Origin of the sequence: Geomonas terrae (assembly GCF_004791675.1) — a bacterium.
In the GTDB taxonomy this organism is placed as follows: Bacteria; Desulfobacterota; Desulfuromonadia; order Geobacterales; family Geobacteraceae; genus Geomonas; species Geomonas edaphica.
This window is the reverse complement of record NZ_SRSC01000003.1, coordinates 48810-73360: the sequence shown is the minus strand read 5'-3', so window position 1 is coordinate 73360 and position 24551 is coordinate 48810. Positions and strand designations below refer to the sequence as shown.

The window sequence follows — 24551 nt, the reverse complement described above, 5'->3', positions numbered from 1 at the left end:
GATTATTACAATATTGACGAAGTGAAGTCAACTTAACAAAAAGGAGGAAACAGAAAAGCGGCGCCCCTGTGAGTTAGCGCTCATTTTTCTCTACTTTTTTGCTGTGGAAAATGCTATAAGGTAGCGTCTAAAAGTCTGGGAGGGCATGCTATGTTGCTAAGAAATATTGTATTCATAATCTTCATTCCTCTCCTCCTCGCCGCATGCGGGGGCAGCACAGCCGATACCTCGGGGAGTGTTTCCAAGCTCGCCCAATCCCAGAAGTGCATGGACGCAAGCTGTCACGGCGGTTCGGTCTCCCCCGGTACAGGCGAGCTCATCGTAAAGGAGTGGCTTGCCTCATCCCACAACACCGCCAACGCGGCAGGATGCGCCGATTGCCACGAACCCCACCCCGGGCACCCGAGCTCCTGCTCCAAGTGCCACGGCGGCGGCAGTGGTGTGGCGCTCCAGAATCCTGACGCCTCGGGCAAATGCGGCAAGTGCCACGGCCTCGCCTTCCCGAACGATCTCATGGTCAGGCTTGCCCCGCAGCACTTCGGCAACATGACGACCAGCTTCTCCGACAGCAAGTACCGCGCCTCGTATGTGAGCTCAAACTATGTCGGCAACTGCCGCAAATGTCATAACCCGCACAATCCGACCGCTGCCATCAACGTGAACAGGGACTGGGCCGACTCCGGGCACGGCAACGTGACCAAGGCCAGGACCAACTACGATTTCAAGACCCGTGGCACCTACGAACCGGCCGCCACCACCTTCCAGTACTACTGCGTGCGCTGCCACACCTCCACCGGCTATATCAACTTCGTGACCAGCGGCTTCAAGGTCCAGAAGCCTTTTGCCGGTCCTGGCTACCAAGTGGTGCAGAACTACCCCCAGAAGGTAGCTCCCGGTGCGGCACAGCCTGCGGACGCCCCGTCACCCGACAAGAGCAAGGAAGTCACCGGCTGCGACGTATGTCACGATAACGGCAAGGGACGCGCCTACAGCTGGGTGGCACGCACCGTTGCCCCGGCCGTCATCTATTACAACTTCTCGTCGGTTAACAGCTCTCCGACGTTGAAACTGAACAACAAGGCAACGACCTACCCCGACGTCACCGCATCCAACATCTGCGTCCCCTGCCACTCCGGCCGTGGTATCGGCTCGATGATTTATGACGCGGTTGCCGCCGGGATGGACTTCAGCAACACCAACACCCCGGGAGCCCACGACCGCGCCGCGGCAACCCTGGTCTTCCGCACCGGCGGGTACGAGTTCACCGGCCGCAACTACGTTCCGGACTATTACCTGCATAGGTACATCGGGGTAGCAAACGAACACGGCACCGGCAACAGCGGCCCCTGCGTGACCTGCCACATGAACAACAACGCCACGCACACCTTCCTCCCGGTGGAAGAGGACAGCGCAGGCATCATCTCGACCATCACCAGCAAGACCTGCGCCCACTGTCACATCGGTGAGCATGAGCTGAGCCCAGCATTCCTGCAGTCCGAAAAGGACGGTTACGCTGCAGCCCTCGCGATGTTGAACGTTCTGAAGACCGACCCGTCCCTGCCGGCCAGCACGCTCAACCCCTCGCGCTCCAAGGTGCGCCCCTTGGCGAACAAGAATTCCGACTACAACGCCGCGTTCCCCGGCGGCGGCGCGAACACCATGGGTGCGTTCTTCAACTCGAGCCTGCTGCAAAACGACCCCGGCGCCTTCGCGCACAACCGCATCTACACCAAGCGGCTCATCTACGATTCCATCGACTGGCTCAACAACGGCATCCTCGATAACGACGTGGAAAGCGCCATCAACAACGCCACCCTTGCCGTGAACAGCGGCACCGGCAAGGTATCGCTCAGCAACCCGATCATGGGAGGGTACTACATAGCGGCACAGCTTCCCGGCACGGCCTACGCAGACGCCTTTGCCAAGGTCAAGGCGGATGCCATAAAGTACCTGTTGGGTGGGCCAGGGGGGGCGCGTCCATAGGGCGGACCATGAAGATACTTCTGCACATATGCTGCGGCCCCTGCGCCATCTATCCGGTCAAGGAGTTGCGCTCCGCCGGGCTTGACGTCACCGGGCTCTTCTTCAACCACAACATCCACCCCTACACGGAGTACAAGCTCCGTATGGAGGCTTTGAAGAGCTACGCGCAGATGGTGGAGCTCGAGGTGATCTACCGGGAGGAGTACCTCCTGGAGGAGTTCCTCTCCAACGTGGCGGGCGAGCCGCAGGGGCGTTGTGCCTACTGCTACCGCTCGAGGCTCGAAGAAGCGGCGAAAACCGCGGCGGAACTGGGCTTTGCCCGCTTCAGTTCCACCCTTCTCTACAGCAGGTATCAGAACCAGCAGATGATACGCGAACTGGGTGTCAAACTTGGCGAGCGTTACGGGGTGGAATTCCACTACGAGGACTTCAGGACCGGCTGGCAGGAAGGGATCAACCTTTCCAAGGAGATGGGTCTTTACCGCCAAAAATACTGCGGCTGCATCTACAGCGAGAAGGAACGCTACGTCAGGAAGTAGGACGTTCCCGGGCAAACCTCAAGGACTACACCATGCCCTCCTTCGGCAAATCCCTCATCATACTAGGGCTCATCATCGCCGCCATCGGCGCCATCTTCACCCTTGGCGGCAAGATACCATGGCTTGGTCGGCTGCCGGGCGACATCTACGTGAAGAAAGAGAACTTCACCTTCTACTTCCCGCTTGCCACCAGCATCATCATCTCCCTCTTGCTGTCACTGATCCTCTGGTTCTTCCGCAAGTAAACGCCGACTCTCCTCCCCCTGATTCCCACTCCCCTCCCCCTCCGGGGGGCGGGAGCATTGAGTGGCGGTTACCTGTCGGGGGTTGCGCCAAGCGGCACAATCTTTCCGCCCTTCTCCAGCTCGAAGAGGTCTCCGCGCCAGCGCACGCGGTTGCCGATGAGCGACAATCCCCACACCGCAAAAGAGAGCGCGTCGCGCAGCGGCACGAGCCACAACCAGCGCGGCAGGAGCCGGTCCTTGACGAGCGTCCGGCTGTACGCCGTCGATACCACGGAGCGCACGAGGTAGAGGAGCGCCGCAGCCCCCCACCCCGCCGCCGAGAAACCGGAAATGAGCACCGCGAGGAGCGCCCCGGGGAAAGGCAAGGTTATCCCGGACGCGAGATACCCGCCCGGACGGGAGACGCGCATGGTGCGTCCCCAGCGCAACTGCCGCGACAACAGCTCGGAGAGCTTCTCGTCCCCGCGCATCATGCTCTCCACGAAGAACGGTGAAAGTTCGAGCCGGTAACCCGCCTTGAAGATCATGTTGCCTAGTTGGTAGTCGTCGGCCAGGTAATCGACAAGCGCCTCGAAGCCCCCGATTTTTTCCAAGGCCTCCCGCCGCACCGCCATCGACGCCCCGAGGGCGAAGGAAAGCCCCTCGAGCTTCAGCGCCGTCATCACGTTGGGCATCATCTCGCAGCAAAAGCCGAGCGCCTCGATGGCACACCCCGCCCCCCGCACCTCGGTGCTGCGGTAGAGCGAGGTGACAAGCCCGACCTTTGGATCGATGAAGGGGGCGCAGACCGCGCGCAGGTACCCCTTCTCCACCCTGATGTCGCTGTCGCAGACGACGATGAGCGGGTGTTTCGCCTTAGCGTAGGCGTGCATGAGGTTGCAGACCTTGTAGTTGGCGCCGTGTATGGACGGATCGACGACGAGCTCGATGTCCCGCTCGGGAAAGGAGGCGATAAGGCGGCGGATGATGGGGATTACCGGGTCGTCGCCAGAGGCGACGGCGAAGACGATCTGGTACTCGGGGTAATCCTGGAGACAGAAGGAGGCGAAGTTCTCGAAACTGTCGCCGTCGACGCCGCGCACCGGCTTCAGGACGGATACGGGAGGCGCGTGGTCGGGCAGCGGTTTTATGCCGCGGAAGAAAGTCCGCCCGCAGTGCAGGGTGATCGCGGCGTAAGCGAGCGAAGGAGCGACCAGGAGAAACGGGAGGGCGTCGCGTAACATCAGCGGATCCTTTCCACGAAGACGAGATAAGGTGCGGTTTCGGGGCGGTTCAACTGCCGGTGCCGCCAGACGTTGAAGCGGCCGGGGTGCAGAGAGGCCGCCCAGTTCTCCACGGCCTGCGCCTCCTCCGGACCGCCGGCGTGCCCGGTATAAATGGCGACGGTGACGATCCCCCCCGGTGCGAGGAGTTGTGCTGCCTGCTCCAAAGCGGCGACGGTATTGGCGGGATCGGTGATGAGGGCGGCGTCCCCGCCGGGGAGGTAGCCCAGGTTGAAGACCGCGGCCGTAATCCCCTCCGGTACGAACTCGCCGAGGCGCTCGTGTCCCGCCTCGATGAGCCGCACCCGGTCCGGGCACCCTTCCCGCTCGAGAAGCTCGCGCGTCGCGGCGATGGCGGAGGGCTGCACGTCGAAGGCCCAGACCGTCCCGGATGCACCGACCAGTTGTGCCAGAACGAGGGTATCGAAGCCGTTGCCGCAGGTAGCGTCCACGACCAGCCCCCCCGGGCGCACCCGTTCCCTCAGGAAGTAATGCGACAAGGGCACCGCCCCCCGCAGCGTTTCATTTTTCATCCCGACCGTGCCCAATTCTCCCCCTCTGCCCCTTTGCCAAGACCTCAGCTCCTCATCCTTATCTCAGCTGCACAAGCCCCAGCGCCCCCCCCCTTTGCGAAGGGGGGACGGGGGGGATTTGCTTTTATCCCTAAGCTCTCGTTGGCACCACGGGATTCCAGGTCTTGTTTTCCTCTTGGAGGAGAAAAAGGAGCGCGCGCGGTCGTATTGTCAGCAGGTCTTGTATGGTCCGACCAAAGCTAAATCCCCCATGCCCCCCCTTCGCAAAGGGGGGAACGTGATGCCATGCTCACTGCTCCGATACGAACGCACCCATGCTTCCACGAAATTCCCTGCAGCACCTCCGCAAGGTCGGAGCTTGAAGAACTCGCGTTTATTACTTCTTAGCGGCAAGCGTCAGCACCGCCGGCAGCGTGACCATGAAGGCAACCTGGCAAGCGACCATGCCGAGCGACATCACGGCGCCGATGCTGAATACCCCCTGGTGCCGCGCCACCATGAGCGCGCCGAAGCTCGCCATGATGGTCAGCGTGTTCAGCAGCACCCCGACGCCGGTGGAACTTAAGATCACGCTCCCCGCACTTCCCTCCTCGCGCCGGTAGCGATTTATGATGTAAATCCCGGAATCGACCGCGATGCCGAGCACCAGGGGCATCACGATGATGTTCGCCGAGTTGAAGCTGATGCCGAAGATCCACATGCCGCTCACCATGAAGAGGAGACCTACGACGAGCGGGACAAGCCCGATGAGCGCGAACTTGACACTCCTGAAGGCGACGAGGAGGATCCCGACGATGGCGGCAAAGGCATAGATGAAGGCGAGGCGGTAGGAGTCGCGCATGATGGTCATCGACTCGTAGACCATCACCGGCTCCCCGGTCGCGTGGGCGTCGACGCTGCGCACGTCCTTTAGGAAGGCCTCGAGCGGCTCGCGGTTGAAGATCTCCTTTTTCGGCGCCACCTGAAGCATGAGCTTTCCGGTCTTGCCGACGAAGCGCGAGCGCAGTTCCTTCGGGACGTCTGCCTCGGTTACTGGCTTCGCGGCGAGGCTTTGCTTCAGCATTTCGATCTTAGCCGGAAGGTCGCGGAACATCCCCCCCTGGAAATCCTGCAGCATGCCGACGGCGTTGCGGTCGCGCTCCTTCTCCAGACCGGCGAAGAACTTGTCCAGGGTCGCCACGAAGGCGGCCGCCTGCTTCGCCTCAGGGCGGCGCTCCTTCTCGAGGCGCTCCTTCACCTTGACGGACGAGTTCCTGAAGGCCTCGAAGACGCGTGGGAGCTCCATCAGGGAGAGGTCCTCCTCGTACGGTGCGGGCTTCACGTCGGCGAGCTCCCGGCGCACCGCTTCCAGTTCCGCAAGCTTCTCAGCCTGGTGGTCCGGCACGAGCGTATTTATGCTCACCACGTGGTCCACGGTCGGGAGCGCCTCGAGCCTCGCGGTCTTCGCACGCGCATCCTCGGCGTCCTTCGCCATGACGACGGCAAAGTAGCCGCTATTCTCCTTGCTCTTCATGAGCTTGTAGGCGTAGTTGACCGACTCGAGCCCCTTAGCCTGCAGGTTCATCAGGTTGTAGTCGAAGGAGACGCGAGAGAGCGGGTAGAGTGAGGCCAGGCAAAGAAGGGCGGTAAGTCCGATCACGATCTTCGGGTTGCCGAAGACGATGCGGGAGAGCAGCCGGTCCTCCATTTCGATGGATCCCTTCACCGGGGACGGCTTCTTGCGGTAACGCACCAAGAGTACCAGCATGGCGGGAAGCACCGTGAAGGTTACCAGGACGCAGATGACGACCCCACCGGCGGCAATAATGCCAAGTTCGGAGATGCCGCGGAAGTCGGTGAAGACGAAGGTCAAAAAGGCGGCGGCGACGGTGGCCGCTGCCATGACGATGGCCCAGACGTTGCGGGTGAGCCCGGTCTCGAGGGCGGGAAGCTCGGGGGCGCCCCGGCGCAACTCCTCCTGGTAGCGCAGCACCACCTGGATGCCGTACTCGATGCCGATGCCGATCAGCATGACGGCGAACACCATGGAGAGTATGTTCAGGTGCCCGACCGCAACGGTGGCGAAGCCGAAGGAGACCGAGATGGCTACGAGCAGCGAGACCATGGCGGCGGCTACGTTCAGCACGCCGCGGAAGGCGAAGAGAAGCAGGACCGTGGTGAGCGCCAGAGAGACCACGGTGGCGAGCGTGATGTCCTTCTCGCTCGTCGCCATCTCCTCGTTTTCCAGTACCGGCGTGCCGGTGAGCCCGACGGTCACCCCTTTGAACTCGGGAAGCGCCTTCAGCCGCGCTACCTCGCCCCGCACCACGGCGATGGCCGCACCGGCCGGTACAAAGCCGGAGATGTCGCGCACCGGGAGCGCGGTGAGGATCTGCTGGCGCCCGGCACGCGCGAAGGCCGAATCCTTGTTCATGAAGACGCTTTCCATCGAGGGGACGCTCCCCTTCCCGGTCCCGAAGCTCGTGAACCCGGCACCCAGCTTGTCCAGCATGAACATTATCTCGGGGAGTTTCTTCTCATCACCGGCCAAGTACTGATCCATGCTTCCGGTCAGGTGGGTGAAGAGGGTCTGCACCGAAGGCTTCGCGGAAAGCGCGCGCAGGAACGGCGCGGCGAGGGTCAGGTTGCGGCGCAACTCCTTTATGTCCTCAAGCGGCATGAACAGCAGGCCGTTGTCCCGGAAAAACGGGAGTGCGTAAGGGTAGAAGACGTCCGAGAAATGCGCCCTGTCCTTCGCCAGGACGTCGTGCAGCCGGGTTCCGAAGGCCCCCACCCGCTCCGGGTCCTGTCCCTCGATCACCACGACGATGTCTTCCATGCTGCCGAACTCGGCGCGGAAGGCCTGGTAATCGCGGTTGAAGGCGGTGTTGCGGGGCATGAGGTCGTCCCGGCCGGTCAGAAACTCCATGCGCTGGGAAGTGAGCCAAAGCGAAAGTACGGAGAGCACGAGTGCGATGGCGAGCACCAGCCAGGGGCGCCGCGCCGCGAAGGAGAAGAGGAGGCTGCTTTTAGCCGTTTCTTTCATGGGATCGTTGCCTTTGCGTGGGGAAAGTTAGGACGCCGCAACCTAGCACACACGACAAACACAATCAACACCGCGAAGCAACTCATTGTTTTCATTAAGAAAAAAAATAATAATTCCGAAAAAACAGTGTATTTTTCTGGAAAAGCGTGATAGATTTCGATCCTTGTAACTATCTGCAAAACGGATACACTGAGTTAATCTAGACCAATCCGGACCAAAGGAGTATGTGGTGAACGCACCATTCAAACACCCCATATCACATGCACTCACCTCATTTAACGGCATCGTTAGTGAGCCGGAACAGACCGCCGAACAAAAGGCAGGGGCAACGGTGCATCAGTTCCCCGCGTCGCTCTGGAAGAGTAAGCCTGGAAAGGCAAAGAGTCCCCTCGATGTCGCGATAGAAGGATGCCGTGACTTCTTCTTCAGGGAACAGCTCCCCAAAGGTTACTGGTGGGCCGAGCTCGAATCCAATGTCACCATCACGGCTGAATATATCATGCTGTTCCACTTCCTCGGGCTCGTTGATCGTGAGCGCGAAAGGAAGATGAGTGCATACCTCCTCTCCAAACAGACAGAGGAGGGTTCATGGACTATTTACTTCGGTGGACCTGGGGACCTTTCCACCACCATCGAGGCGTACTTCGCGCTGAAACTTGCAGGCTACCCGGCCGACCACCCCGCCATGGAGAAGGCACGCGCCTTCGTCCTTGAGAAGGGCGGCATCATCAAGGCGCGCGTCTTCACCAAGATCTTCCTCGCCCTTTTCGGCGAGTTCGACTGGCTCGGCGTCCCGAGCATGCCCGTGGAACTCAACATGTTGCCCAACTGGGCCTACATAAACATGTACGAGTTCTCCAGTTGGGCGAGGGCGACCATCATCCCGCTCTCCATCGTGATGCACCACCGCCCGGTGCACGGGATCGACCCGTCCCAGCGGGTGCAGGAGCTTTTCGTACGGCCGCCTCGCGCCATCGATTACTCCTTCACCAAGGAGGAGGGGATCCTCACCTTGAAGAACTTCTTCATCGGGCTCGACCACGTGCTGAAGGTCTACGAGAGAAGCCCGATCCGCCCCTTCAGGAAGGCGGGCATTGCGAAGGCGGAGGAGTGGATACTCGAGCACCAGGAGGAAACCGGGGACTGGGGCGGCATCCAGCCGGCCATGCTGAACGCGGTCCTTGCGCTTAGCGCCCTGGGATACGAGAACGACCACCCGGTCATGGTGCAGGGGCTGAAGGCCCTGGACAACTTCTGTATTGAGAACGACGATCAAATCGTGCTGCAGTCGTGCATCTCGCCGGTGTGGGACACGGCCCTCGCGCTGAAGGCGCTCGTCGACGCGGGCGTTCCGACGGATCACCCCTCACTGGTCAAAGGGGCTCAGTGGCTTCTGGAGCGCGAGGTGAGAAGGCCGGGAGATTGGCGCATCAAGTCGCCCGAACTCGAGCCGGGAGGATGGGCCTTCGAGTTCCAGAACGACTGGTACCCGGACGTGGACGACTCCGGCTTCGTCATGATGGCCTTGAAGGACATCAAGGTGAAGGATCCCAAGGCGCTCGAGGAGTCGGTGCGGCGCGGCATCGCCTGGTGCCTCGGCATGCAGAGCAAAAACGGCGGCTGGGGCGCCTTCGACAAGGACAACACGAAGCACTTCCTCAACAAGATCCCGTTCGCCGACCTCGAGGCGCTCATCGATCCGCCGACCGCGGACCTCACCGGGCGCATGCTCGAGCTGATGGGGAGCTTCGGCTATCCGAAGAGCTACCCCGCGGCGGTCAGGGGGCTCGACTTCCTGAAGAAGAACCAGGAGCCGGAAGGACCCTGGTGGGGCCGCTGGGGGGTGAACTACCTTTACGGCACCTGGAGCGTGCTTTGCGGGCTCTCCGCCATCGGCGAGGACATGGAAGCGCCCTACGTGAAGAAGGCGGTGAACTGGATCAAGTCGCGCCAGAACATCGACGGCGGCTGGGGCGAGACCTGCGAGTCGTACCACGATCCGTCCCTTGCGGGCATGGGCGAGAGCACCGCTTCGCAGACGGGCTGGGCGTTGCTCGGCCTCATGGCTACGGGCGAGGTGAACTGCGCCACCGTGGTGCGCGGCATCCAGTACCTCATCTCGACGCAGAACCCGGACGGGACCTGGGACGAGACGCAGTACACCGGGACCGGGTTCCCGAAGTACTTCATGATCAAGTACCACATCTACCGCAACTGCTTCCCGCTCATGGCGCTCGGTACCTACCGGACCCTGACCGGCGGGCTGTCCGAGGAGTAGATGAAGGCTTTCGTCACCGGAGCCACCGGCTTCATCGGCGCGAGCATCGCGCGCGAACTGCTGAAAGACGGCTGGCTGGTGCGCCTGCTCGTTCGCCCGGGCTCAGACCGGCGTAACCTCAAGGGGCTCGACGTCGAACTGCACGAGGGGGACCTCTCCGAACGTGAGCCTTTGGTCATGGCACTTACCGGCTGCGACGCGCTCTTTCACGCCGCCGCCGATTACCGGCTCTGGACGAGGACGCCGCAGGCGATGTACGACGTGAACGTCACCGGGACCCGCAACATCCTCTCCGCGGCGCTTGCCGCCGGGGTGGGAAAGGTGGTCTACACGAGCAGCGTCGGCACCCTGGGGAACCCGGGCGACGGCACCCCCGGAAACGAGGAGACGCCGGTCGGCTTCGACGACATGGTCGGGGACTACAAGAAGAGCAAGTTCCTGGCCGAGCGCGCCGCCGAATCGTACCTCGACAAGGGATTGCCCCTCGTCATCGTGAACCCCTCCACGCCGGTCGGGCCGATGGACGTGAAGCCGACGCCGACGGGAAAGATCATCGTCGACTTTCTGAACGGCAAGATGCCGGCCTATCTCGACACCGGGCTCAACCTGATCGACGTCGAGGTCTGCGCCCGCGGACACCTGCTCGCCGCACAGAAAGGAAGGATCGGGCAGAAGTACATCCTGGGGAACCGCAACCTCACCCTCGCCGAGATCTTCGAGATGCTCTCGGCGATCACGGGGCTCAAGGCGCCGCGGGTGAAACTCCCCTACTACCCGATCCTCATGGCGGCCTACGCGAACCACGCCATCTCCGCGGTTACCGGGCGGGAGCCGCTCATCCCGCTCGCCGGGGTGCAGATGGCAAAGAAGTTCATGTTTTTCGATTCCGGCAAGGCGACAGCCGAGCTCGGGTTGCCGCAAACCCCGGTGGAAGACGCGCTCGAACGTGCCGTGCGGTGGTTCAAAGATAACGGCTATGTCCCTTCGCCCTAAAGGGCTACGGGCCACAAGTTACCCCTTCACCCTAAAGGGGCTACGGGCCACAAGTTATCCCTTCGCCTTAAGGGCTGCGGGGCATAAGTTACCAATTGTTTTTATTTGCTTTTAGCATGGCCATGTCCCTTCGCCATAAAGAGCTACGGGCCACAAGTTGTCCCTTCGCCACAAAGAGCTACGGGCCACAAGTTGTCCCTTCGCCCTAAAGGGCTACGGGTCACCAGTTGGTTTTGCTTTTCGCTTCTTAACCGTTACGGGTTCTCAAGGAGATCCATGTACACACTGCTAAGCAAGATAAACGGTCCCGACGACCTGAAGAAGCTGGATGCCGAGGAGCTCACGCCGCTCGCCGACGAGGTGCGCAGCTTCCTCATGGAAAACGTGGCCAAGACAGGGGGGCACCTCGCCTCGAATCTGGGCGTCGTCGAGCTCTCCATCGCGCTGCACTACTGCTTTAATTCCCCTAAGGACAAGATCGTCTGGGACGTCGGTCACCAGGCCTACACCCACAAGATCCTGACCGGGCGGCGCGACAGCTTCCACACCCAGCGCTGCTACAAGGGGATCAGTGGCTTCCCTAAACGCTCCGAGTCCCCCCATGACCCCTTCGGTGCGGGCCACTCCTCCACGTCGATCTCCGCGGGGCTCGGCCTCGCGGTCGCGAACGCCCTCAAAGGGGGTGACGCGCGCTCCATCGCCGTCATCGGCGACGGCTCACTCACCGGCGGCATGGCGCTCGAGGCGCTAAACCAGGCGGGACACCTCAAAAAGAACCTGATCGTCGTCTTGAACGACAACGAGATGTCCATCTCGAAGAACGTCGGCGCCCTCTCCTCCTTCATCTCGCGCAAGATGACCGGTACCTACTACCGGAACCTGAAAAAGGAAATGGAGGGTCTCCTCGCCGGCATCCCGGCCATCGGCGGCAACATCCTGCACTTCGCCAAGAAGGCGGAGAACTCGCTCAAGGGGTTCCTCACCCCGGGGACCCTTTTCGAGGCGCTCGGCTTCGAGTACGTAGGCCCCATCGCCGGGCACGACATCCAGAGCATGCTCGCCGTCCTCGAAAACGTGAAACGCCTGGAAGGGCCGATCCTCGTACACGTGATGACCAAGAAGGGGAAAGGTTACGCACCGGCCGAGGACATGCCGGACAAGTTCCACGGCGTGGCCCCGATGAAACCCGCGAGTGCGGCCCCGGCCAAACCGGCGCCCCCCTCCTACACCCAGGTCTTCGGCGACACCCTGGTGAAGCTCGGCGAAAAGGACGACAAGATCCTCGCCATCACCGCCGCCATGCCAGACGGCACCGGACTCACCCCCTTCGCGAAGCGCTTTCCGGAACGCTTCTTCGATGTGGGGATCGCCGAGCAGCACGCGCTCACCTTCGCGGCCGGTCTTGCCGTCGAGGGATTCCGTCCGGTCGCCGCGATCTACTCGACCTTCACCCAGCGGGCCTACGACCAGGTGTTCCACGACATCTGTCTGCAGAAGCTCCCGGTCACTCTGGCCCTTGACCGCGCCGGCCTCGTCGGCGACGACGGCCCGACGCACCACGGCGCCTTCGACATGTCGTACCTGCGCCACCTCCCGGAACTTACCGTGATGGCCCCGAAGGACGAGAACGAGCTGCAGCACATGCTGAAGACCGCCATCTACCACGGCCGTCCCATCTCGCTTCGCTACCCGCGCGGTGCGGGTTACGGCGTCGCCATGGACAAGGATCCCAAGGGGCTCGAGGTCGGCAAGGGCGAACTCCTCGTCGAGGGGAGCGATCTGACCCTGGTCGCCATCGGCTCCACCGTCTACCCCGCCCTCGAAGCGGCATCCATGTTGAAGCAGAAAGGGATCTTCGCCTCCGTGGTGAACGCCCGCTTCGTCAAGCCGCTCGATCGCGACCTTATCCTCGCCCAGGCGGGCCGTACCGGCTGCGTCGTCACCGTCGAGGAGAATGCACTGATGGGTGGCTTCGGCAGCGCCGTACTAGAGGCGGTAGCCGACGCAGGGATGACCGCCGTGCGCGTGAAGAGGATCGGGATACCCGACAAGTTCATCGAACAGGGAAGCCAGGCTCAGTTGAGAGCCGACCTCGGCATCGACGCCGCAGGCATCGCCGCCACCTGCCAGGCCTTCCTGCAGGGTGCGGGAAGCGCGCATCCCCAGCTTACCGTAGTGAAGTAACGCAACTTTGAAGCGGACCGACAACTAGAGCGGGACAGGCTGAAAGAAGAGTAACCTCGGCCTGTCCCGCAGCTGTGTCAGAAACAGAAAAAAACCAGAGACGAGAAGGATAAATCTACGATGCGTTTTCCGATGCGATTGAATTACGACCTGACCCGCTACATCATGAGCAACAAGATGAAAAAGGTGGAGAAGTATCCCCTGGTTCTCATGCTTGAGCCCACCCATCTTTGCAACCTCGCCTGCTCCGGCTGCGGCAGGATCCGCGAGTACGCAGACACCATTCAGGAGATGATGACCCTGCAGGAGTGCCTGGACTCGGTGGACCAATGCCCGGCACCGGTTGTCACGATAACCGGCGGCGAGCCCTTCCTCTACCCGCACATCTTCGAGCTCATCGATGCGGTCCTTGAGCGCGGCAAGCACATCTACCTCTGCACCAACGCCCTCTTGCTGGAGAAGGCGCTCGACACACTCAAGCCGCATCCTAACTTCGTCCTGAACGTCCACCTGGACGGGATGGAAGAGACCCACGACCGCATCCTGGAGCGTCCCGGTACCTTCAAGATCGCCATGTCCGCCATCAAGAAGGCCAAGGCGCTCGGCTTCCGTCTCTGCACCAACACCACGATCTTCAAGGAAACGAACCTCATCGAGATCGAGATGCTCTTCTCGCACCTGCGCGACACGGGCGTTGACGGCTTCCTCGTTGCCCCCGGCTTCGGCTACGAAGCGGTAGGCGAGAAGCTCTTCTTGGAGCGCCGCGAGATCCAGAAAAAGTTCGAGGAAGTGTACGAGATGAGCAAGCGCTTCCGTTTCTTCTCCACGCCGATGTACCTGAGGTTCTTGAAGGGCGACAAAGATCTCGAGTGCACCCCGTGGGGGAACCCGACCCGCAATCCGCGCGGCTGGAAGGCCCCCTGCTACCTGATTACCGACGAGCACTACGGCAGTTTCGCCGAGATGATGGAGAAAACCCAGTGGGACAAGTACGGCGTAGGCAAGGACCAGCGTTGTGCCCAGTGCATGATGCACTGCGGTTTCGAACCGACCGTCGTCTCCGAGATCGGCAAGAGCTGGAAAGACATGTGGGAAATGTTTTTGTGGAACCTGTCCTAGCTTGGACTTTGATCAACGTTGAAAGACGAGAAGGGGCAGCCGCAGGGCTGCCCCTTCTCGCGTTTGTAATGTCGGCTGTTCAAATCTATAATCCAAAACGCCCCTGCGCACCGCGCCCCTGTCCTATACCGCCCCGGCAACCTGAATTTCTAGGTTGGGATTTGATACACAAATAAGGTATATTATGAGTTACACGGTCAGGCTGACTCGACAGGCGAATAAGCAGAAAGAGAAGCTGCCAGAAAAGGTGAAGACTGCTCTCCTCTTCCTGCTGCACGAGATATCGAGATCTGGGCCGGTCAGAGGCGACTGGCCGAATTATGGAAAGCTCAGTTACCAAAGACACCACCGTCATATCAAGAAGGGAAAACCTACTTACGTTGCCGTATGGGAAGAGATCGGCGGAGAAATCAACCTTGTGGAGCTAACTTATGTTGGAACGCACGAAAAAGCCCCCTACTGACAAAAAAGCAGAAGCCCGCTTCATCGGCAGTCAAGACGAGATCAAACTGCTCAGAAGCTACGCCAAAGAGATCGGTGTACTGGAGGCAAACGAGTACGTTACCATCGAAGAAGCCTTTCCGGGCTATGCGGAAAACGCTCAAGGGATGGCGCTCAAGGGTGCACGGCACCGGGAAGGCATGACTCAGAGGCAGCTCGCGGAGTTGACGGGTATTCCGCAGAGACACATCTCGGAGTTGGAAAGTGGCAAGCGGCAGATGGGAAGAGAGTGGGCCAGAAAGCTGGCCGAGGCACTAAACGTAAGCGACTATAGGGTCTTTTTATAATCGAAAGTCACAGGTTTACCTTTTTCCAGAGGCTGAGGACGTTGTGGGGCTCTCCCCTCTGCCATCTGTGGTGATAAAAGTAGCCCGTCCCCTTTTCACTTCATCCTCTCATCCTAATCCCTTCTCTTCTTTGATGACTAATAGCCGCCGGATGCACCGCCTCCTCCGAAGGTGCCGCCGCCCGGTTGGAATCCCTTGGGCTGCGACATCCTGGGCTCCGGGGCGAGGGGCTGGATTGCCGCTAGCGCCTCGGCATCGAGACCATAAAGACGCGGTTCGAGAAGCGATTCGGCGGTAAAGGCACCCCGGCAGCGCTTCGAACCGGCGCGCAGCCAACGCAGCAGGCCGAAGGCGAGGCCGACCACCAAGAGCCCCGCAGCCGTCAACTCCTCGGGAAGATGCCCGAGATGTACGTAGTACTTCAGGGTGAGGATCGACAAGATGGCGGATACAACGCCGAACCAGAGCAGTGCCCGGTCGCGGCGGCCGATTCCCATCGCCAGGGAAGCCATCGGCAGGATGGCGGTAAGCAGGGCGCAGATGTCATCGCTCCAGGAGAATATCGATTCTCCCGGCGTCCACCCAAGCCATTCCCGCCAGAGGAGTCGGTGAGCAAAGAGGTTCACGTCAAGGTAGATCCCAGCCCAAGCGGAGATGCGCACTGTTTCCAGAGACCAGACGTATCCCCGGTGCAGGCTGTCACGGCGGCCAAGTCGCCGCTGCGACCAGATCGCCGCTGCACCGAGCATCAGCAGGAGGACGAACCGAGTCAGGTGCGGCTGCTGCCAATGGAGAATGTCTGCAAGATGGAAGGGAAGGCCGGCGAGGGCGAGCATCGCCCCGAACGCCATCAGGGCATAGCCGTAGCGGACCGTCAGCAGAATCGCACCGGCTAGGAAGATCATGTGCGCCATCAGCAAGGCCAGACGTTCAGTATCGTGCCCCCAGTCGTGGGCGGGGATGGCGACCGCCAGGGCGAGCATGCCGACCGCCAGCAGCAGCAACGCTTCCTCGGCCCCGCAGCGGTAGAGGCGGCGACCGGCAATGAGTTCGTGATCCGCGACCCAGGCGCAGAGTGGGGCGAAGATCAGGCACAACATGGTGAGACCGGTTTCCTCAACCTTTAGAATCACGGCGGGCATCGCCACGAGGGCAACCACTCCGACCACGGTGAACACGGCGAGGAGGATGCGAATGAAGAGGTTTACCCGCACCAATTCCGGACGATAGCGCTCTGCCACCGCAGCGGCCTGCTCCGCGGTGATCATCCCGGCCTCCTTCCAGCGCAGGGCCTCCTCCACCACAGCCACCCGGCGCTCACCTTTCTCGTAGAGGTCGATCATTAAGCACTCCCGAAACGACGATGCAAGGCCACCAAGGCCGTAAGCAGCGTCACCGCGCTGACCAGAAAGTAGAATATGATCCCTTCACTGCTCCAGTGCCCCAGATCGAGCATGAAGATAGTGATGCCGACATAGCCGTAAAGGACGGCGTAGAGGAGGAAGGCGAAGCTACGCTCCCGGAGGGCGTAGAAGGCGCTGCCGCTGCCGGTCAGCAGCAAACCGGCAAGATAGGCCGAGCCGGCGGCGCGAGAGCCGACCCCGGCTACCAGGGCGGTAAGGAGTACATTGACCCCGAGGTGCAGATGAACGGGAAGGAAGTGACGTTTCCAACCAAGCCGGGTCTGGGCCGCCCCCGCCGCAATGACCAGGGCTCCAAAAAAGAGAGCGCTATCGCGCAAAGCACCATCCCATAACCCCGTGCCAAGGTGGCTGGTTTTGACACCGAGCCAGGCACCAAGGGTGGAGAGGCCCAGGGAGAGGGCCAGGCGGTTGTCGAAGTAATGGGCGCAGAGGAGATAGATCAGGGCGGAGGCCAGCAGCCACCAGTTCCAGTATTGGTCGAGGAACTGGTAGCGGAGTTCCAGATACCCCTGTAGCGTCCCGAGGAGGAGGCAGCCGAGCAGGAGGACGTAGTCGTACGCCGCGTCGGGCGTCGCGAGACTTTCGGGGGAGAAACCGCCACCGTGGCGCAGGCAGTAGGCAAAACAGGCCACGCACCCCAGGGCGATGGCCGCGAGCAGGGTGAGGTGGCCGATGGAGGCAAAATGTTCGGCGACAAGCAGACCGAGTCCGGCAGTCAGGATCAAGATGCCGCCATAGAGGAGCAGCCGCAGTTCCCAGTGCACAGAAAATAGCTCTCGACCGTAGATCCTGCGTAGCAGCGCAGCCTGCTCTCGGCTCAGGATTTCGCTGCTCTCAAGATCATTCAGTGCCTTTTGCAACTTTGCCTCCCTTCATATTGTTCGGTGGGCAACGCATAATTTCAATGGGTCCCCCTGCTCCCCTATCTTACAAATAACCATCGCTGAACAAGTCTTGTATAGCGAGGCATTACAACGTACACCATAAGGAAGACGACAACTCCAGTTACTGCCAATGTAGCTAGAAAACGGTTATTGGGAGCCCCAAGGTAATCCATAATGGGATTAACTACGAACGGCATACTTAACGCTAAAGGATAGATGGCTGACCATGTAACCAGAAACTGTTTCCAGCGTACCGGTATCTTGGCCTTCGCCCCCGCGGGTGTAAACCAGAAATCCAGCCCGCTACTGATAAAGAAATCGTCATCGGTCACAAACAGAGGCCGAACCTTTTCTATCAAGCGAGCGCGCGTCGGAGATTCCATCCACTCTCGCAAGTGCTCTTCGGTATCGAATCGAATGATGACCGTATAGGTTTCAGTCAATCCCGGTATTGGACGAACGATGTGCCAGTCCAAATGACCAGGCGAAGCTTTGCAAAGAGGCGCAATCTCCTCAAGCCACCTTTCGTATTCTGCCTGCTTGTTTTCGCGCAAGCGATGAGTAATAACAACCGTCGCGCCCTCCGCGTTTTTCCTATCAGTCGATAACTCTGTGCTCATGGTTTTTTCCTCTCTTCAGGGCCGGAGAGGACGTGCTTTAACTCGTTGAGTTACTCCCGTCCCACTCTAGAATACCGGGTGGCACCATAAGTTATATCAGTAATTTTATTTTCGCCCATACCGATCCAACACGTTCAACTTCACTTCCGGCCACGGGCCCATCTACGTAGCTAGTCCAATCAACGGCAAGAACGATAGGACCTGTCCCCTTTTCCTCAGGCCGCCGAGTGACTACAGCCCCTGTTTTTTGGATTTCAGAACCTGAGTTATCTCCACTTTCTTCCTTTTCATCACATTCGTCACTTCCCGATTTCCGGCATACTGAGACATGATCCGCTCACACCATTGAAGTGCTTCCTCGTGCCGTCCCGCCTTTGACAGGGAGTCCGGGATACTGACCAAGGGCCCCGGCATCCAGTTCGTCGGGTCCTTCTGGTAGGAGCGAACGTAGTATTCCGCAGCTCTGTTCCAGTCACCCTTACGGGCATAGAATTGCCCGAGAGTGAAGACGAAGTCCTCATTATTTGCGAGAACTGGTTCCGCCTTCATATAAAGCCCTTCCGCCTGTTCCATACGTCCTGTAAGCGTCGCCGTGTCGGCCAACAGCCAGAGAAAAGAAGCGGGGGAAAGACTGAAGAGGATGGCAACGGAGAGGACGGCCCCGAGATTAAATGCGACGGCTCCCGCCATTTTCTTGAAAGAGGAGGCGGTGCCTCCCTGGAATCTTGCGCTGAGGAGCTTGAGCGTCCATGCGAGTGGGGCAAGTGCGAGCGGGAGGGGATGTGCTTGAGTTCCTTGAGGGGAAGCAGGGGGACACGTAAAAGCTGATAAGATTCCAGAGAACAAACTTATTATCTTACGGGTCCACCACGTTCCTTATACAAGCTACCAACGCCCCCCACTCCACACGTACTGCTCTTTCAATGAACATTGATCGCAGTAAGCGTCGTCGTAGAGCCTTGTGCGCTGTACCCCTCAATATAAAGGATACCGCGGGGAGACAGCACAAGATTCCCCGCCGACGGGTAACTCCACACCACGTGGTGCGTCGAGCGATCGATCGCGTACGTCGAGAGATTCGTGCTCACGATCACGGCATCCTTCGTGAGCAGAACCTCGCTCACGAATCTCGTATCACCCGATGCCGGAGGCGTGCATGACCAGATCAGCTTACCGTCAGCCTCTGAGCGCGCTTCCAGGCGCAACGGATTGTTGTTAGCCACGTAGATAACTCCACTGTCGTAAGCAGGCGTCGACGGGTAGACGCCCCTGACGCTCCAGTCGACCGTGTTCGATACTAGATTGAAGTGCACGAGCGAGTTGCCTATATCGCCGCCGTTGAGATTGCTGTTGCCGTACACCGCCGCGAACACAGAGTTGGCAGCCCCCAGCACGGCCGATCCATTAATTAGGTAAATGTAGTTCGTGAATGTTGTGTCTGTGATGCTTGTCTTGAGCGTACCTAGGACCGGATCGAACACACGCAGCGCATCACCAGTGTAGACATACACCGAGTTGGCATCGACTGCTGGGGTCCAAGCGGACTGCTGTTCGGCCCCCGCGAAATATAGCCGGTCCCCTTGGAAGTTGAACGCGTACAATCCACCGTACGTGCCCGCGTTGGTATAGACTCCCGATGACCCCACTGTGGGAGCGAGGTAGTGTTCCCACTGGGAAGACATGGCGGATTGGAATAACTTGGAGCCGGTCATGGCATCCAAGGCGTACATGTAAGTCGATGATTGTTGTCCAGCCGCCACGTAGACGACGCCATTGCTGACGGCTGGCGGGTTTACAGAGGGATTTGGCAGTCCGCTGAAGCTGTAGCTCCACAAAGTGGATCCGTCGTACTCGCTGCGAGCAGTGACCGCATCGTTGCCTGCCATGTAGAAGTTCCCGCCCTCCGTTGTCACTGTGGCTAGGTTGCACCAGCTGTTGTAATAGAGGAGCGCAGGGACTGAGATCTGCCAACGCGTACTGAACTGGTTGGGGTCCAGCCTTACAGGAACATATCCCGTATGGGCGGCATTGCCCTGAAACGTGGCCCATTCGGAGGCACCCTGAATAGACGAAAGCGCAGTCAAGTGATTGCCTGGCCACGCACCGCCCGAATCGAGGACGTTCACCGTGTAATTTACCCACACGCTCGGCATCTTCTGAGGCCTTGTGCAAGCGGCATCCGTGTATAGGTTCACAACAACCTGCCCGGTATGGAGGCCCGTGCTCACGGAACTCAGGGTCGAGAGCTCGAGAACGTAGTTGCCGGCGCTGGCATTCACCGTAACAGGCACACTGAAAACACCGTCTGGATCAATAGCCTTTGCGTAGACGTTGCCACTAAGACCTGTGGATGCGGCGTTGAGCGTCACGAGCGGAGCGACCGACGTACTGGCCACCACCATCCTGGAGACGGAGACCACAGGCACTACGGTGAGGCTCAAGTTGGTCGTTGTGGAACCGCTTGGTCCAGTAACCCTGATCGTATAATCAGCGGTTTTCGCGGCGGCTACAGGCGTACCTGAAATAGAGCCCGTTGTCGCATCCAGTACCAGACCGGCAGGCAGCGAAGGGGTCACACTATACGATGTCGCCGTACCGGTGATCGTCGGCACCAATGACGATATAGGTTGTTTCTCCCCGTAAACCTGGGGCGAAGCATACGACGCTTGCGGCGCCGCAGAATCCCTCGAAGAACTGCCTCCACCGCCGCTACACCCTGCCAAAATTACGGTGCAAATTACTACAACCCATAGGCTGACCGCTTTCACACCCGCCCTCCCGGTCTCATTGATGGTGTATGTGAAGACAACGTCGGGACGCTTACCCTGCACACCTGCCGCAACTGTCTGGCAATCTCCTCGGCAACGGTTCTCCCTTCCACTCCGTCTCCCAGGGTGAGGGTTGTGCCATTGCCCCAAACAGCCGTGATCTTATAGATCAGTTTCGCAGATGTTCCTGTGCCGCGGGCCCCATACTTAACGATTTCAATTCTCCTGACCAGAGCCGTCTCTATGGAGGACCTGTTGATAGGGATGCCGAATAGCCGACGCACTACGGATAGCCCGCCAGCTCCGACTGTAACCTGAAGCGAGTTGCTTAAGAGCCATATGGCATACAGCAGCAAGCCTGCGCCGATCATGCCGAAAATGGGCAGGACCACAAATCCCATTCCGGGCGACTTGAACACGAAGATTGACACTCCTCCGAGAAACCAGCCGCTGAAAAATGCGCACAACAAGCCGGTCTTCAGATTCCGGCGGCAGGGGTAGCGGAGCATCAGCATCTCGCCCTGACGATTTACCTGTACCGTCCCAACAGGGAGCTCTTCGCAGGGCATCAGGTCAGGGGCCAACGGCACGTTCAGGCGGGAGGTCCTGGGCGTTTCTTCCCGGATCACCGGAATGATAAAGCTTCGATCCAGGTCCAGGCCGGGAAGTTCGGCGGTGATTCTTAGCGTCCAAAGATGGGAATCGCTGCTTGGCGGCTCGGTGGCTGGAACGGCGACCCGGAATGCGATCCGTGTGCCGGCAGGCCCAAGCGTTGACGCAGCACGGCCGGCCTCCTGCCATATCAGTTCCTTGCGGCTGCCATCCCGGTGCTTGATAACCTGTTCGCAGCAGAGAAACACGGCAAAGACATTGCCGCTGCTGAAGTGGATCGGAAGATCGACCGTACCGCCGGCCTCACCGCCGATTGAGGCGGGGAACGGGTCCATCCGGAGCTGGATATCACCGAAAGTCCGTATCTGGAGTGTCCTTCTCGCGGCCTCCCAGAGGAGCCAGAATCCAGCCAGCGGGAACATCAGCCCGATTGCCGCCAGACGATTGCCTTCGTGGATTACGGCGTTGAGGCAGATGAATCCAGTAGGCAGGGCGATGGCGTTCCAGACAGCGGCTAAGAGCCAGAAAAATACCCCTTCCCTGCCGGTGGACGACCTGATCGTTGCCGACTGCCAGTCCGATTCAGCCTGCCACTCCGGCACCCCCTTCTGCAGCAGCGCCTCTTTCTTTTCCCCATCCTTTACGGAACGGCGCATGGCGTAGATCATCCCCCCGCCAATCCCGCTGAAAGAAAGTCCAAGGGCCGAGAGGATGATGACCGGCATCCAGAGGGGGATGAAGCCCTTGATCTCGGCGTTTCCCTCGTTTGCCGGGTCGTAGTAGACCTCCAGCCGCTGCCCGACGTTGTATGCCGACGGACTGCCGCTTATATGGGAAATGAACCTGATCGACCTCCCACCCGGGGTATTAAAGGTGATTGAGGGGGCGTAGGTGGTCGATTTCGAACCGTGCATTGCCACCATATCGTCCACGGTTCCGGTGGTAACGGCTGCATTCCGGATAAAGACAAGTGTCTTCACCGCCTTGACTGGGGCATAGAGCAGACAGCCGCTACCAATAACCAAAAAGATGGAGAGGAAAAGATAGAGAGGCCAGACCGTATGGGATTTTTGGGGCATGCGATTAGATGTCTCAGAAATAGCCATGTTTTTTGTACTCTAAGGACTCTTCATGCAACGGCTCGAGTCAAGCCCACTGGGCATAGCGGAGACAGCCGGGGACGCCTGCGGCTCCCCGGTTAGTTTCAGCCTTGTTACTCCGTCAGAAAAAGTAGCCTGTCCCCTTTTCCTTCCCCACCCGCCCCCCACTTACGGGAATGGCGGCATGATGATCAAGCCGACCAGCACCGAAAACACGTTGGCAACCAGTGAGCAGAAAAATGCCGAGCGAAGAGAGACACGAAGCATGATCATGTATAGCAGCGCTTCTGCAAACAGAGCGGTAGCTTCACCAAGCGTGATGGCTACACGATACGGGAAGATTTCCGGGTATACGAACCATAGGTACGGAAGCGTCGCCATATTGGCAAAAAAGCAGGCAGTCGCGATCCTCACGGCTCCAAGGTGCTCCCCTGCCACATGACGCGAGAGCAGGTACCACACGACCGGTAGTTCGCTCAGTTGGGTTACCAACAGCGCCGCTAGAAACTGAAGCGCGTACTCGCGATCTACCATGAGTCGCTCCGGTTGAGTCTGCAAGCGCTTGGTGATGAAACCAGGTATGCCGTGCCATTCATTTTGTTTTTTCCGTACAGAAAAGTTTATACGCTGAGGCCGCACTGCCGGTGACAGAACAGCTTAGATGTTGGATCGGGTGCGGCGTTGAGCGGCTTACCGGAAAGTCAAATTTATTGAAATGCTTGAGCTGGTACATCTGGTCCTTTTTGAGGTCGGTTGCTCTGGCGGCAAGAGTCTTATTCACTGCGTAAAGGGTTCCCGTCCCGTCTATGGTCAGAGTCTCCCTTTCAGCGGCCGTGGTGGATGCCGAGTCGTATGAATGCGCATACAAAAGAACGACACCAGCAGGTAAACGTTCGATGGTCATCTTTATCTTTCCCCGGTAGAACGGCTTCCCGTCAGGTGGAAGCAAATCCGCACGGGCGGCGATTGACAAAAAAAAGCCGGTCAGCGCAACACAGAAGGTGCATCGCCAGTACATGTGAGGTCTCCTTTCGAGTTTGTGGTAAGTGCCACACGGGCCGATAGAGCGGCAACGAGTCCGACGCCTACTAGCAGCACTGGCGGGATGGGCCCCAACGGTTCGGGCAGATAAAATGGCAACGCCCCGACCAGAAGCGCCAGGCAAGGAAGGCCAAAAGCAAAGGCAGACTTCCCGGGGAAGATGGCCTGCACTCCAGCAAGGGTGACGCCAGTTGTGGCTTGCAGACAAAAAAGAGCGCCGCAGGCGGCGGGCAGCGAAATATTGTGAACAAGACTGAGCAAAGCGGCAGCAGTAAGCACCCAGTTGCAAACTGGTTGCCAGCCGAAACGATCGGCGAGGAACCCGCCCGAGGCCTTGCCGGCAAAGGCAGCAGCCGCCAACAGCCATAGCCCCTGCCCCGCTTTCCACGGTGCAGGAAGCGCAAAACCAGCGAAGGAACGAAGGGCAACCACCAGCAACAAAAGGGCCAAAACTGCTGTCTGAGATGGGAGTACCGTCACCTGGGCCTCCCGCTCCCGCGTTAACTTCTCGTCAGACGTCGTCCCAATGAAACTGTATTTGTTGATGTACAAAAGGCGATAGGAGCAGACTGCTAACATGCAAAGAACAGGAGCTATCCAAAGCGGCGAAAACGCTCCTTGGCGGCCAAGAACGATACCAGTCACAAGCCCCAGCCCTCCCGGAGCCACAAAAATCCCAGGGCCGCCGGCCCGGCCCGGTTTTGCCCGGTAGACCACGCCCCCCGCGCTCACATGAAAGATGGCATTGCCACAGCCCAAAAAGGCTAGTGCGGTAAAAGGTTGTGAGACCGCAAGGGCAACTCCAAAGGCGGTCAAGGCAAGTCCCAACCCGACTCCCTCCGCAAATCCCATCCAGCGGTCAACCAACGAGCCAACCAGTGCTTGGCTACCAAAGGCGAGCAAGTTGTAAGCCACGATCATGGTGAAGTACCACTGCTCGGCCACAGCACCGTGAGCGTGGAGAGCAAGTACCGTGAAAGCACAGCCGAAATCGATAGCGAAATGACCGAGTCCGCAGATACCCAAGCAGTAGAGAGGCATGGCGTTATGTCTTCCCAATTTTGTACCCAAGACTGCCTCGTCGCCCCTTGCAATTCGTTTTTCTAAGCTTTCCAGCCTAGGGCCGGAAGCTGGCCGGTGGCCTCACCGGCTT

Annotated in this window: 22 protein-coding genes and 1 pseudogene; 10 read left to right on the top strand and 13 right to left on the bottom strand. The window is 59.7% G+C overall.

Translation table 11 applies throughout. From position 1 onward, the window contains the following. The first annotated feature begins 150 nt into the window (after positions 1–150). From E4633_RS12075 to E4633_RS12065, 3 genes are read left to right on the top strand one after another with little or no spacing between them, the layout of a single operon-like run. The gene (locus tag E4633_RS12075) at positions 151–1983 is read left to right on the top strand and encodes a cytochrome C (RefSeq protein ID WP_135870520.1); all 1833 of its coding nucleotides are present in this window, start codon (positions 151–153) and stop codon (positions 1981–1983) included. An 8-nt stretch (positions 1984–1991) separates the two neighbouring features. Beyond that, positions 1992–2522 (top strand): epoxyqueuosine reductase QueH, encoded by a 531-nt coding sequence (locus E4633_RS12070; RefSeq protein ID WP_135870519.1) that lies wholly within the window; start codon positions 1992–1994, stop codon positions 2520–2522. A gap of 32 nt (positions 2523–2554) precedes the next feature. Beyond that, on the top strand, positions 2555–2767 hold the full coding sequence (locus tag E4633_RS12065) for a DUF2905 domain-containing protein (RefSeq protein WP_135870518.1): 213 nt from the start codon (positions 2555–2557) through the stop codon (positions 2765–2767). A gap of 68 nt (positions 2768–2835) precedes the next feature. On the opposite strand, the gene hpnI is transcribed toward E4633_RS12065, so the two are convergent. From hpnI to E4633_RS12050, 3 genes are all read right to left on the bottom strand, one after another. Further along, positions 2836–3990 carry a bacteriohopanetetrol glucosamine biosynthesis glycosyltransferase HpnI gene (gene hpnI / locus E4633_RS12060; RefSeq protein ID WP_135870517.1) on the bottom strand — a complete coding sequence of 385 codons (1155 nt, stop codon included), beginning with the start codon at positions 3988–3990 and terminating at the stop codon, positions 2836–2838. Beyond that, positions 3990–4535: a class I SAM-dependent methyltransferase gene (locus E4633_RS12055; RefSeq protein ID WP_407925458.1), complete on the bottom strand. Its 546-nt coding sequence runs from the start codon at positions 4533–4535 to the stop codon at positions 3990–3992. Before E4633_RS12055 ends, hpnI begins: the two co-directional genes overlap by 1 nt. A 403-nt stretch (positions 4536–4938) precedes the next feature. After that, the gene (locus tag E4633_RS12050; RefSeq protein WP_135870515.1) at positions 4939–7587 is read right to left on the bottom strand and encodes an MMPL family transporter; all 2649 of its coding nucleotides are present in this window, start codon (positions 7585–7587) and stop codon (positions 4939–4941) included. A gap of 229 nt (positions 7588–7816) precedes the next feature. Between E4633_RS12050 and shc the strand changes: the two genes are divergently transcribed. The 6 genes from shc to E4633_RS12020 all read left to right on the top strand — a co-directional run bounded on the left by shc (position 7817) and on the right by E4633_RS12020 (position 14949). Then, positions 7817–9865, top strand: coding sequence for a squalene--hopene cyclase (shc, locus tag E4633_RS12045; protein WP_135870514.1), 2049 nt, complete (start codon positions 7817–7819; stop codon positions 9863–9865). Beyond that, a complete protein-coding gene (gene hpnA, locus E4633_RS12040) occupies positions 9866–10858 on the top strand; it encodes a hopanoid-associated sugar epimerase (protein WP_135870513.1) in 993 nt (330 codons plus the stop codon). It abuts the gene before it with no gap. Between the two features lie 276 nt (positions 10859–11134). After that, positions 11135–13042, top strand: coding sequence for a 1-deoxy-D-xylulose-5-phosphate synthase (dxs, locus tag E4633_RS12035; RefSeq protein ID WP_135870512.1), 1908 nt, complete (start codon positions 11135–11137; stop codon positions 13040–13042). Positions 13043–13162: 120 nt separating this feature from the next. Further along, positions 13163–14161 (top strand): adenosyl-hopene transferase HpnH, encoded by a 999-nt coding sequence (gene hpnH, locus E4633_RS12030; protein ID WP_135870511.1) that lies wholly within the window; start codon positions 13163–13165, stop codon positions 14159–14161. Positions 14162–14345: 184 nt separating this feature from the next. Continuing rightward, positions 14346–14624: a cytotoxic translational repressor of toxin-antitoxin stability system gene (locus E4633_RS12025; RefSeq protein WP_135870510.1), complete on the top strand. Its 279-nt coding sequence runs from the start codon at positions 14346–14348 to the stop codon at positions 14622–14624. Continuing rightward, positions 14593–14949, top strand: a complete 357-nt coding sequence (locus E4633_RS12020) for a helix-turn-helix domain-containing protein (protein ID WP_135870509.1) — start codon at positions 14593–14595, stop codon at positions 14947–14949. The genes E4633_RS12025 and E4633_RS12020 overlap by 32 nt, the downstream gene beginning before the upstream one ends. Before the next feature lie 137 nt (positions 14950–15086). Here the strand turns inward: E4633_RS12020 and E4633_RS12015 are convergent, their stop codons facing one another. From E4633_RS12015 to E4633_RS11995, 5 genes are all read right to left on the bottom strand, one after another. Next, positions 15087–16292, bottom strand: a complete 1206-nt coding sequence (locus tag E4633_RS12015; RefSeq protein WP_135870508.1) for a hypothetical protein — start codon at positions 16290–16292, stop codon at positions 15087–15089. Continuing rightward, positions 16292–17233: a DUF2157 domain-containing protein gene (locus E4633_RS12010; RefSeq protein ID WP_135870507.1), complete on the bottom strand. Its 942-nt coding sequence runs from the start codon at positions 17231–17233 to the stop codon at positions 16292–16294. Before E4633_RS12010 ends, E4633_RS12015 begins: the two co-directional genes overlap by 1 nt. Positions 17234–17295: 62 nt before the next feature. Continuing rightward, positions 17296–17877 (bottom strand): antibiotic biosynthesis monooxygenase, encoded by a 582-nt coding sequence (locus E4633_RS12005; protein WP_135870506.1) that lies wholly within the window; start codon positions 17875–17877, stop codon positions 17296–17298. A 231-nt stretch (positions 17878–18108) separates the two neighbouring features. Beyond that, positions 18109–18567, bottom strand: a complete 459-nt coding sequence (locus E4633_RS12000; protein WP_135870505.1) for a tetratricopeptide repeat protein — start codon at positions 18565–18567, stop codon at positions 18109–18111. A 230-nt stretch (positions 18568–18797) separates the two neighbouring features. After that, the gene (locus E4633_RS11995) at positions 18798–20246 is read right to left on the bottom strand and encodes an outer membrane protein assembly factor BamB family protein (RefSeq protein ID WP_246038082.1); all 1449 of its coding nucleotides are present in this window, start codon (positions 20244–20246) and stop codon (positions 18798–18800) included. Between E4633_RS11995 and E4633_RS20885 the strand changes: the two genes are divergently transcribed. Further along, on the top strand, positions 20236–20364 hold the full coding sequence (locus E4633_RS20885) for a hypothetical protein (protein WP_281276773.1): 129 nt from the start codon (positions 20236–20238) through the stop codon (positions 20362–20364). The genes E4633_RS11995 and E4633_RS20885 overlap by 11 nt on opposite strands. On the opposite strand, the pseudogene E4633_RS20985 reads toward E4633_RS20885, so the two are convergent. The 5 genes and pseudogenes from E4633_RS20985 to E4633_RS11975 all read right to left on the bottom strand — a co-directional run. Then, positions 20364–20489, bottom strand: a pseudogene (locus E4633_RS20985) (putative Ig domain-containing protein); the annotation flags it as partial. The gene E4633_RS20885 and the pseudogene E4633_RS20985 sit on opposite strands and share 1 nt — an antisense overlap. A gap of 152 nt (positions 20490–20641) precedes the next feature. Then, positions 20642–22363, bottom strand: a complete 1722-nt coding sequence (locus E4633_RS11990; protein ID WP_135870503.1) for a DUF3592 domain-containing protein — start codon at positions 22361–22363, stop codon at positions 20642–20644. 162 nt (positions 22364–22525) lie between these two features. Beyond that, on the bottom strand, positions 22526–22891 hold the full coding sequence (locus E4633_RS11985; RefSeq protein ID WP_135870502.1) for a hypothetical protein: 366 nt from the start codon (positions 22889–22891) through the stop codon (positions 22526–22528). A gap of 58 nt (positions 22892–22949) precedes the next feature. After that, positions 22950–23375 carry a hypothetical protein gene (locus tag E4633_RS11980; protein ID WP_135870501.1) on the bottom strand — a complete coding sequence of 142 codons (426 nt, stop codon included), beginning with the start codon at positions 23373–23375 and terminating at the stop codon, positions 22950–22952. Then, a complete protein-coding gene (locus E4633_RS11975) occupies positions 23342–24439 on the bottom strand; it encodes an MFS transporter (protein ID WP_135870500.1) in 1098 nt (365 codons plus the stop codon). Before E4633_RS11975 ends, E4633_RS11980 begins: the two co-directional genes overlap by 34 nt. Positions 24440–24551 lie beyond the last annotated feature (112 nt).